The organism is Streptomyces sp. NPDC006265, assembly GCF_040613555.1.
Classification (GTDB): domain Bacteria; phylum Actinomycetota; class Actinomycetes; order Streptomycetales; family Streptomycetaceae; genus Streptomyces.
Window position 1 is genome coordinate 23596 of sequence record NZ_JBEXSH010000012.1, and the last position, 10521, is coordinate 34116.

Annotated in this window: 9 protein-coding genes; 6 read left to right on the forward strand and 3 right to left on the reverse strand. The window is 66.0% G+C overall.

Features of this window, described 5'->3' with window-relative positions; all coding sequences use genetic code 11:
- Position 1 precedes the first annotated feature (1 nt).
- From ABZ281_RS02490 to ABZ281_RS02500, 3 genes are read right to left on the reverse strand one after another with little or no spacing between them, the layout of a single operon-like run.
- Positions 2-1261 carry a DegT/DnrJ/EryC1/StrS family aminotransferase gene (locus tag ABZ281_RS02490; protein WP_356651308.1) on the reverse strand — a complete coding sequence of 420 codons (1260 nt, stop codon included), beginning with the start codon at positions 1259-1261 and terminating at the stop codon, positions 2-4.
- Positions 1254-2384 carry a hypothetical protein gene (locus tag ABZ281_RS02495; RefSeq protein ID WP_356651310.1) on the reverse strand — a complete coding sequence of 377 codons (1131 nt, stop codon included), beginning with the start codon at positions 2382-2384 and terminating at the stop codon, positions 1254-1256. The genes ABZ281_RS02490 and ABZ281_RS02495 overlap by 8 nt, the downstream gene beginning before the upstream one ends.
- 19 nt (positions 2385-2403) lie before the next feature.
- On the reverse strand, positions 2404-3369 hold the full coding sequence (locus ABZ281_RS02500; RefSeq protein ID WP_356651312.1) for a ParB N-terminal domain-containing protein: 966 nt from the start codon (positions 3367-3369) through the stop codon (positions 2404-2406).
- A gap of 539 nt (positions 3370-3908) precedes the next feature.
- On the opposite strand from ABZ281_RS02500, the gene ABZ281_RS02505 reads away from it, so the two are divergent.
- The 6 genes from ABZ281_RS02505 (at position 3909) to ABZ281_RS02530 (ending at position 10423) form a co-directional block, all read left to right on the forward strand.
- Positions 3909-4736, forward strand: coding sequence for an SDR family NAD(P)-dependent oxidoreductase (locus tag ABZ281_RS02505; protein WP_356651314.1), 828 nt, complete (start codon positions 3909-3911; stop codon positions 4734-4736).
- 43 nt (positions 4737-4779) lie between these two features.
- On the forward strand, positions 4780-5691 hold the full coding sequence (locus ABZ281_RS02510) for a phosphotransferase (protein ID WP_356651316.1): 912 nt from the start codon (positions 4780-4782) through the stop codon (positions 5689-5691).
- 11 nt (positions 5692-5702) lie between these two features.
- Positions 5703-8345 (forward strand): FAD-dependent oxidoreductase, encoded by a 2643-nt coding sequence (locus ABZ281_RS02515; protein WP_356651318.1) that lies wholly within the window; start codon positions 5703-5705, stop codon positions 8343-8345.
- A 44-nt stretch (positions 8346-8389) separates the two neighbouring features.
- Complete coding sequence (gene gntA / locus ABZ281_RS02520; RefSeq protein ID WP_356651320.1) at positions 8390-9145, forward strand: guanitoxin biosynthesis heme-dependent pre-guanitoxin N-hydroxylase GntA; 756 nt, start codon at positions 8390-8392, stop codon at positions 9143-9145.
- Between the two features lie 3 nt (positions 9146-9148).
- On the forward strand, positions 9149-9919 hold the full coding sequence (locus ABZ281_RS02525) for an alpha/beta hydrolase (RefSeq protein ID WP_356651322.1): 771 nt from the start codon (positions 9149-9151) through the stop codon (positions 9917-9919).
- Between the two features lie 69 nt (positions 9920-9988).
- Complete coding sequence (locus ABZ281_RS02530) at positions 9989-10423, forward strand: hypothetical protein (protein WP_356651324.1); 435 nt, start codon at positions 9989-9991, stop codon at positions 10421-10423.
- The last annotated feature ends 98 nt before the right edge of the window (positions 10424-10521 follow it).

Here is a 10521-nt window from a genome sequence, read left to right on the forward strand (position 1 = left end):
GTCAGGGTCGGGCGGCGCGTGTGGCGACCATGCGCACGGCCGCGGCCAGGGCGTGCATGCTGTCGTCCGCGCCGAGGAAGGCGCTGTGGTGCAGGACAACGGCGGACGACGACACATGGGATGCGCCGGGAAAATCGCGTCCGGCGTTGCGCCGGTTGAAGTGTTCGGCCAGCGGGCGCAGACCCGGCTTGCTCTGTGGCCGCAACAGAGGGCTGCGGTGGAGGGGCTCTCGTGGGGTGTAGACGCGCAGGCCCAGTTCTCGGGCGAGCTCGTCGGCGATCCGGCTGTTGGACCAGGTGCTGTCGTGGAAGACGAGGGGCACCTCGTACAGGGACAGTTCGTCCTGCCGGGGGTCGCGGCGCAGCAGGGTCACACCCTCGATGTTCTCGAGCAGGCTCTCCAGGAGCAGGTAGTTCGCGTTTCGGCGAGCGTGTTGTGCGGGTAGGATCTCCAGCTGGGCACAGAGCAGTGCTGCGCTCAGCTCGTTCATCCCGAAGTTGGCGCCCATTACGGAGGTCGTCTCGGCCAACTCGAGTTGACCCGGCTGCGGATCGGCGCGGTAACTGCGTGAGTCGGCCCGCAACTCCTCCAGGCGCTGCGCCAACTCGATCCGGTTGGTGACGAGGGCACCGCCCTCCCCGCACGTGAGGACCTTGGCGTGCTGCATGCTGAAGCAGCCGAAGTCGCCCAGCGTCCCGGCACGCCGGCCCTCCCAAGCGGCACCATGGGCCTGTGCCGCGTCCTCGATGACCGGGATGCCGCGCTGCTCGACCATCCCGCGAATGGCGGGAACATCGGCCATCACACAGGCCCAGTGGACGACGATCACCGCTCTGGTCAGCGGCCCCATCACGGCGGCGACGGTCTGTGGGGTCACACAGCCGGTGGCCGGGTCGACATCCGCAAGGACCGGTACCAGACCGGCTCGGAAGACGGCCGTGGCGGTCGCCGTCCAGGTCAGAGCCGGGACGATCACTTCCGAACCATGCTCGATTCCCAGCGCTTCCAGCGCGATGATCAAGGCGCTGGAACAGTGGTCCACCGGCACGCACCGCCTAGCCCCCAGGTAGCGGGCGAACTGTTCGGCGAACCTCCGCTCGTACAGCACGGATCCGTTGTAGAGACTGCTGATCGCCCAGCGTTCACTGTGCAGCGCGTCCATGAGGTACTGGGCGGCGTTGGGCGCCACCTCCGGCCAGGAGGGCCAGCTCCGCCGAGCCGTTCCCTTCTCCGGGCTGCGAACGTGCCTCGTCTCAGTCATTGTCCTCGCCTGCCAACAGGCGGTCCACCACAGCGTCGAGCAGGCTGTACGGGACCGCGGTGAGAGGGCGCCCCTGTGACATCACCGGTCGCCCGAGGTCTTCCAGCAGCACCATCGGGGAGTGGTCGTCCCCGCACCGCAGGTATCCGCGCTTGTTGTCGGTGCGCAGCAGGTCCGTGACCGCCCGCACGGACAGGGCGGAGAGACGGTCACGGCGTATCCCCAGTGCGGACACGAGCTGGCGGTGGCGAACCCACGCCGTGTCGGGGAGGCCGCACAGTTCCCGGGCGATGTCGGCGGCGGCGAGCATCCCCCAGGCCACCGCCTCGCCGTGCGACATGGCACCCCCCGACGCGAATTCCAGCGCGTGGCCGACCGTGTGGCCGTATTCGAAGACCAGTGCCTCGTTCTTCTCCTTCGGATCAACGGCCAGATACGGCTCCTTGGCGCTGATCCCGATGTCCAGCAACGCGTGCAGGCTGCGGTCCGGCTCTGTCTGCGTGTCCAGCGCACCGAGGAACAAATCGCCGAGGTCCGGGGTGACAGCGAGGACGTTCTTGGCCATCTCTGCCGCGCCTCTCAATATTTGCTCCGGTGATACCGTGTTCAGCCATGCGAGATCGCAGGCGATGAAAGAAGGCTCCAGAAACGTGCCGCAGAGGTTCTTCCCTTGACTCAGGTTGACGGCCTGTTTGGCGGAGAGCACCGCGTCGAACGCCGCGACGGGAGTGGTTGGGAGGTGCACCAGGGGGATCCCCCGGTACAGCAGCGCGGCAACCATTCCGGCGATGTTGCCGAGTACACCGCCTCCCATGGCCACCACCGCGGAGTTTCGTGCGACCCCGGCAGCGATCGCACGTTCCATCAGATCGCCGACTCGAGAGACGGTTTTCCCCTTTTCCGCGATGTCGACAACGATCGGAATGACCTCGGAACGACCATCGACCGAGAACTCGTCCAGCATCGCCCGCGCATGGCCGCCGACAGTGCTGTCGATCAGCATCAGCACGTTTGAGTAGTCAGTAAACTCCGCCTGGAGTAGATCACTCAGGGCCTGCTCGCATTGAAATCCGTAGAAGTAAGGAAGGCGTTTCTCGCCAAGTTTGAACTCCCGGCACGCCATCTTCTGGCTTCTCTCTACTTTAAGCATCTTCCCTCAGGTGGAGTCGATCGGGTGAGCACATACGCTGTTCCACGTCCCCGGCGAACTTGAGCCAGTCCTCGGACAGCTTGCGCGCCAGGAGGGCTACCGTCTCGCCGCAGTGCGCCGGCACCCCGGCCAGTAACTGGTCCCAGGCCTCGGCTTCCAGCGACTGCACACTCAGCAGACGGAGGAGGTCCCGTCCGGCTTGCGAGAAGCGAAGCGAAGGATCCCGCCTGAGGCTTGCCAGCAGAAACGACGGATCCCGGGGAGGGTGGCCGGCCGCGTCCCTGCCGGTACCCGGCCGTTCCGAGACCGGCTCCACCGCTGTGCGGCCGGGGTCCTCCATGCGTCTGAGCTTGGCAGGGACAGGGTCACGGCCGAGGCGCAGCCGCTCGCGTACGTCTCGGGCGGTGGCGAGGGCGACTCCAGACGCCGTTGCCACCTCCCGGAGAGAGGCGCCCGGCCGCTCGGTGATGATCCTGGATGCGAGTCGGCGTGCATCCGCAGCGTTGAGCGGACGCGTCCGGCCGTCCCGGCCCACCCGGGTGTTCGACTGTGGAATTTCCTCAGTTGAACGCTGACGCAAGGAGCTGAGCGTTTTCGCGGACAGGCCTGTGACAGAAGCGATCATGCGGTCGGACCAGTGGGGATGGGACCGGGCGATCCGCTGAGCCGCCGCTATGCGGTCACGGTGGGTCAGGGGCAACCCGTGGATCGCGTTGAGTTGGACTGCGAGCACGAAGGCATCCAGGTCGGTACCGTCGAAGAACTGGACCTCCACCCTGTCCTGTCCCCGCAGTTCGGCGGCTCTGACGCGGTGCATACCATCGATGACCCGCATGGTGGACCGGTGCACCACAATGGGCGGGAGGCGTTCCTCCGACTCGGCCAGCAGGCGCACCCGCGCTTCGTCCTCTCCGGCCAGCCTAGGCGAATCAGCTGGCGTCAGCCTGCTGATCGACACCCACTCGGTCGTCAGTGCTGCGGTATCGAAATCTACTTCGCCCGGGCACCAGGCATAATTTTCGGCACTATGACCCAAGGTTTCGCCCCCAGATCTCTAGTGTGTGACGTGAACCGATCCTCGATATGTGGGACAGCAGGTGTCACCTCCCCGACATTTACAGAGGTCGAAGATGCAGCAGCGAAGAACCGCTGCCGATATCAAAGCGTCACGGAAGGCCTCACTGCACAAAGCGCGGGGTTTGAATGTGTAAAACATCAGACGTGACCTGATTATGCGCACGCAAAATCGATTCCGGCTTCTCTTTACCCGGATGACGCGAGAAGCTTGCCTCCTCTTGTCTGTGGCCCACGCCGCTGACATGATCGGGCGGCACTTGGTGCCCAGAGCACCGTTAGCACTCAGGGCCACGGAAATCGGAACAGAAGCCGGTACCAGCAAATCTCCTCCGTGGTGCTCGCTGCGGACACATAACGCCGTCTGCCGTCCGAGAACCTCCTCCACCCGGCAGGATCGACTGACGAAGGGCTGCTCACATCATGGGAGTCACGGTCATCACCGGCGCGAGCTCCGGCATCGGCGCTGCCGCAGCCATGCAGCTGACCGGCCGGGGGCGCAGGGTCTTGATCACGGGACGCACACCGGCCAAACTGAGGGTGGTGCACCGGCAGTTGGTCGCCGCCGCCCCACCAGGCCTGGTGGTTCCGGAACCGGTCCAGGCGGACCTAGCGGACGTCGACGAGGTGCGCCGCCTGGCCCGCCACATCATGGATCACCACGCCGACCTCGACGTACTGGCCAACAACGCGGCCGCACAACCGAGCCGTCGGGAGGAGTCCGCCGACGGGTTCGAGTTGGGCCTGGCGGTGAACCACCTGGCCCCGTTCCTGCTGACCAACATGCTGGCCGAGCTGATCGAGGCCAACGCAGGCCGAGTCGTCAACACGTCGTCATCGTCCCACGCCAAGGGCAGCATTCAGTTCGATGACCTCCAGATGACCAAACAATGGAGTTCCTCGAAGTCGTATGGCCGTTCAAAGCTCGCGAACATCCTCTTCACAGCTCAACTGCTGGAACGCACGAAGCTACCCGCGTCATCCTTCCACCCCGGCGCGATCAGCACGGACATCAATCGCGACTCCCCGTTCGTGCGCATCGTGAAGCCGTTCGAGAGGTTCTTTCTGGGCACTCCTGAGCAGGGCGCCGAGACTTTGGTCTGGCTCGCGGAGGATGCGGAAGGGGCTGCTCCGAAGGCTGTTTACTACGCCGACCGCAAGCCCGCGGACATCAGCCCGGCCGGCCGCGACACGCGAGTGGCGGCACGACTGTGGGATGTGAGTGCCGACCTTACAGGACTGGCCGGCTGACGGATTCGCCGGTTCGGACGGAATCACGTGCTAGGAGGACGCCATGCTTCTCCCCCTGCAGGACCTCGACAAGCAAGCGCTTCTGAAGATACTCGAAGCCGAATTCGAGGCGGTGGGAAGTGCTCTGACGTTCTGCCCACTGGGAGAGGACAGTTGGTCATACCGGTTCGGCGATCTGTGGGTGAGTGTGCGCCGCGATCTGCGCGGACACTGCCCGGCCGCTTACGAAGCAGCGACACTCTTGCGCGAATCCGGATACGACTTCGTTCTGGCACCGCTGCGAGGATCTGACGGCGAGGTGTGTCACTCGGTCGGCGGCCGTCCCGTGGTCGTGTATCCGTATGTTCCGGCCGAGCCGCTCTCCGCAGTCGGCACGGACGTGGACATCCGAGACGCGATCCGGCTCATGGACCGAATCCACCGTGCGGCACCGCAACTTAGTCTGCCCGAGGAGACCTTCCGGCTCTCCTTCCACGGCGACCTTCTGCAAGCCCTGTCCCAGGCGGAGAGCGACGCGGCCGACGGCGGGCCCTTCGGTTCACGCGTCTGCCGGCTGCTGAGACTGCACCGCCGGCGCATCGAGGACGCACTGGCGCAATGGCAGGAAACGGCGGCCGCGTGTACGGCCGCCGAGGACTCCTTCGTCCTCACCCACGGAGAACCCAGCGCTCCCAATATCCTCCTGTACGAGGGCCAGCTGCTGTTCGCGGACTGGGGAGCGGCGATGCGCGGCCCCGCCGAACGCGACTGGTTCCATTTCCGTCGGACCCTCGGATCGGCACCTGACGGCAGACCGTTGTTCTTCCGGTTCTACGAGCTGCGTTGGTTCTTGAGCGAGGTCACCGAATACGCGGTGCGGTTCCTCGGTGAGCACCAGGGCGATGACGAGGACGTCGCCATGTGGGGGAAGCTGCGACATTACCTTCCACAGCGAGACCGGATACCGATCCGCTGAAGGAGCTTCAAGTGGCCCCATCCATCTGGCAGCGGACCTGGGACAGGCCTGAGTGGCCGCACACGGCGCTCCGCAGAATCGACACCGCCCTGGCCGGCCGCCCCATCAGCCGCACCGGTCCGCCCGAGCAGGTCAAGAAGTGGAGCGTCTCAGCGGTCTTGCGCGTTCCGACCGACCACGGCTTCGTCTGGTACAAGGAGGTACCGCCCGTCTTCTCCCACGAGGGCCAGGTGATCTCCTGGCTCGCCCGCCTGGTCCCAGGCTCGGTGCCCGAGGTCATCTCAGCAGGTCGAGGATGGCACCTGACGGCCGGTATTCCTCAGTCCACGGCTCCGGGAGCCTCGCCGTGCCATCCACTCGAGACAATCGTGCCGATCCAGTGCGCCACCATCGGGCGCGCGGCGGACGTCCTCGCTCTTGGCTGCCCTGACCGGCGGCTTCGCACCGTACCCGCTGACATCACCGTCCTGCTGGACACGTGCGAGTTTCTGGGCGCCCAGGACACCGCGGCGCTCCGCCACTTGATGCCGGTGCTCGAAGCGACCTGCGCCGACCTGGAGAGTCGTGCGATCCCCTCCACACTGGTCCACGGAGACGTGAACGGCTCCAATTCGGTGTGGACGCGGTCGGGGTGGATGCACGTCGACTGGACCGACGCATGTCTGGCGCACCCGTTCGTCGACCTGGCACAGCCGCTCCTCGACGCGGACGTCCACGAAGGACTCAGCATCGAGTCCGCCTTCGTACGGCAATGGAGCAGGCACGCACCACAAGACGACGTGTTCGCGGCCCTGCGAGCTTCGCGCGTGGTCGGAGCGGCGCACCAGGTAGGTACTTACCGCCGCATCGTCGACCAGGTGGGACCGGTCGACGGCCACCCCGAACTGCTCGTCACATGGGTGCGCCACCTCATCGACGCCCTGGAGGAGAGAAGCACCGCCGAAACCGCCACAGCGGCCGACCACGGCACGCAGACGGGTTCGCCCTTCCCTCCGATGCGCCGGCCAACCGGCAGCAACGGCGACCGGTCGCCGTGGGCGGTCGTGAGCCCTTCCCCACTACCCGCGCCTCAAGGAGATGTCAGCATGCCCAGCCCTGACCACGCCGCGCGCAGTCCTCGGTCCACCACCCGGCACGGTCCCGGACTCCTCACCGCCCGTAACGGCACCGCGCCGCCGCACCAGTGCCGTGCCGTCGTGATCGGTGCCGGGCTCGCCGGCCTGGAGGTCGCCAAGGAGCTCGACAGAAGAGGGTTCGACGGTGTCCTGGTCATCGAGGCCGGACCACAGGGAGAACTACGACACAACAACGCTGTGCTCGGGCCGCACGCCGCGCTGCGCGCGTGGCTGGAGCCGCACACCGACGCCTACTTCCACCGGCCGTGGAGTTCCCTCAGCAGCCCGCACTACGCCGGCAGTTCGGGAATCCGGCAGCGGCTCGGTGGCCGATCCCTCTACTGGTACGGCGTGACACTCCCGATCGAGGACTGGGCGCTGGCGGCACCGTGGTGGCCGACCGCCGTCAGGGAGGACCTGTGCACTTCCTGGCAGGGCGGCGACTCCCTGTACACACGCGTCAGCCGGGAGCTCCGGGAGTGGAGCTCCGCAGACACCTCCCAGCCTCCGCTGGTTGACGAGTCCCTCACCGGATCGGTGGCGGGTTTGCACCTGGTGAGCACACCCCGGGCGATCCGCCGCGCTTCGTCGTCCCCCGACCGCTGGTACGCCTACTCACCGCTGGACACCTGGCGTGACCCGGAAACCGGTGCCGTACTGAGGGAGCCCGTCGGCACCCGCATTCTCACGGGCACGTCGGCACTGCATGTGGAGGTCGTCGGCGGCCGCTGCCGCGGAGTCGTCCGAGCCGACGACACGGGTGAACCGACACTGATCGAAGCGGAAACGGTGGTGCTGGCAGCCGGAACGGTGGAGAACAGCAGGCTCGCCCTCCAAGGCCTCGCAACCGCCGGGAACGACCTGCGGCGGCTCACCGGCCTGTCGGACCACATCGTCCAGGGTTTCTTCCTGCGCGTCTCCTCCCGGGTGGCCGACCGCCTGCTGGCGTCGATCCCGCCGGGCAACTACTGGGCTCCTTGCGGAACCCGTTCCAACCTCTTCGTCGACGTGCAGTACCCGACGTCCGGCGGAGCCGTGGTCGACGTCCGCACCACAGGTGAGCAACTGCCCTCCGCGGCCTGTTACGTGGAATGCCCGTCCGCGTCCGCGTACCCGTGGCCGGCGCGGGTTCACGCCGTGCCCTCGGCGGAGGACGAGCTCCTGATCAAGTCCCAGCGCAACGTTCTCCAAGCCGTCGCCGACGACCTGGCCCACACCGCCGGGTCTCCAGCTACCGCGTTGGAGTTCGACGAATTCCACGCAGCCGAGCGCTCCAACGCCTTCGTGCTTCCCGAATCCATCGACAGGGCGCTCGAGGGCGTCCCCGTGACCTGGTCGAGCTTCCTCGGGATGGAGGACCACGAGGGCGGCACGCTTCCCATCGGCCGCGTCCTCGATGAGGATCTCCAGATCACAGGTGTCCAGGGTTTGTACGTGGCAGGCCCTTCGGCATTCCCCAGGGCCGGCGCGGCGAACCCATCCCTGACCACGCTCGCTCTCGCTCGGCGGCTTGCCGCAGGAATCGCAGATGTCCCCTAGCCCCCCCCGGTTCTGCCGGAATTCCTCCATGGGAGGCCAAATCCATGTCACCGGAGTCTCAGGTGCCGGAGGGCACCGTTCGCAACTCGTGTCACGGGGTCCAAGAGGGTCGGCTCGTACGACTGCGCCCCGAACCGGACGAGCCCGACGCCCTGGCCGTCCTGGTGCACCACCAGTTCCGGGCGATGATGCTCAGCGGTGTTTACACCTGCCTGGGCGGTTCCGCGGCTATACGCCAGGACAAGTACCGCCTGGGTTTGTACGGTCCGTTGTCCTCCACGGCTGCGATTGACGGGTGCGCCGACGACCTGCGCAGGTTCACCGAGGACTTTCCCCGTGCCACACATGCCGTCGCCGTGTTCGTGGCGGTGTTCGACGGGCCGCTGTGCGTGGACGAAGTCTCCTTCGAGCGAGTGCTGTGGGACCAGTTGCGGGGGATGAACCGCGTGGACGGGTGCGGCACGGGAGAGCCCGTCACGCTCGATGGCGGGGACGACGGAGTGGTCTTCGCGGACCGCCGGTTCTTCGTCGTCGGTCTCCACCCCGCCGCTTCCCGCTGGGCGCGTCGGTTCGCTTGGCCGACTCTGGTGTTCAACGCTCTCACCCACGACGAGCTGCTGCGCAGCAAGGGCCAGCAGGAGCGCATGCGGGACAAGATCCGCTCACGGGACGTGCGTCTTCAAGGGTCGGTCAATCCCGCGGTGGACCTTCCGCGGATCGCCCAGTTCGCCGGCCGTATGGTGGATTCCGACTGGCGTCCACCAACTGGCCTCGGCACGGATGCAGAATACGGAGGGTGATCAATGGATCCGGTGGACGGCGTCCAGCTCTATACCCGTGAGTGGGGAACGGGCGACCGCGTCGCCGTGCTGTTGCACGGCATGATGGCCGACTCGCGCGCGTGGTGGCGTGTCGGCCCCGCACTGGCCCGACGCGGCTACCGGGTGATCGCGGTCGACCTGCCAGGCCACGGAAAGTCCCCGCGTTGCGCCGACTCGACCGTGGAGTCCTTCATGGCGGCGCTTGTGCACTCGGTTCCCGCCGCGCCCGCACTGGCCATCGGCCACTCCATGGGCGGAGTGATCCTTGCGGCTGCGGCGGGCCGGCTGAGGCCTGAGCGTGTGGTGTACGTCGACACCACCTTCGAAGGCGACTTGGATCCGGACCGCGCCACGCTCACGCGGTGGTACGCGACGACGAAGAAGGAGCGGACCCTCGAGTACCTGCTGCGTGAGCGGTCCTGGTGGAGCGAACAGGACATGGCCTCGGAGGTCGAGGCCGTCAAGTCGTTCGATGTGGCAACAGCGGTCAGCCTGTGCTTGTCGTCAGCGGGCAGGGACTTCACTCCTGCGACCGACGTGCCGTCCCTCGTGGTGCGCGCTCACCCGAGCCAGTACGTAACCCCTGACGTGGTGGCGAACATGCTGGCACAGGGTTTCACCGTGCGTTCCGTGCCGGGAGCGGGCCACTGCGTCTGGTTCGGTTTCTTCGACGCGTTCATGGAGTCCCTGGACGGCTGGGCTGACTCGCCATCGGAAACGGCGTCTAAAGAGAATGCAAGAAAGACCCGGTAACACTGGTCCGGTGGATGTGCCGGACCTAGACTCGTTGCGGAGCAAGGGGTGAACCGGGAGCGGGAATTTATGTCGATGATCAAGTGCCGTGCACTCATTGAGATCAGGTCTCTTGAAAGCGATACATGGCAAGTTATCGACGAACAGACCGCAGGTTGTGAAGGTACCTCATCCGCTTACGGTCGGCATCTGCTCACCACCTATCTGAGTGCATATCCAAGTCACCTTGGTCGGGCACGCGTGCGCGTGTGGGAATTGGATGGTACTGAATCGGGAATTCAGTCCTCGTCCCATGAAGTCGCGCTCATTGACAATCCCGATCCTATTCCTCCGGAGATAGCGGTTGTCGAGGCGAGCCGTGAGGAAGTGCTGCGCCGACGTCGGGCACTGGAATTCAGCATGCAAGGGTTGAGAACAAGCATGCGAGCTGCCCGGGAAGCCGGTCACCGGGCTGACCGTCTGGCCGAACTTGCCCTTCCCGCCCTCGTCCGCGACTGCCTCTGACTCAGAGGGCGTTAAGCCCGATCTCGCCCGGTTCGTGATCGCTCGATCGTGGTACTAATCGCCGTACTGGCCGACTTTTAGTCATGTGCATGCTGGGA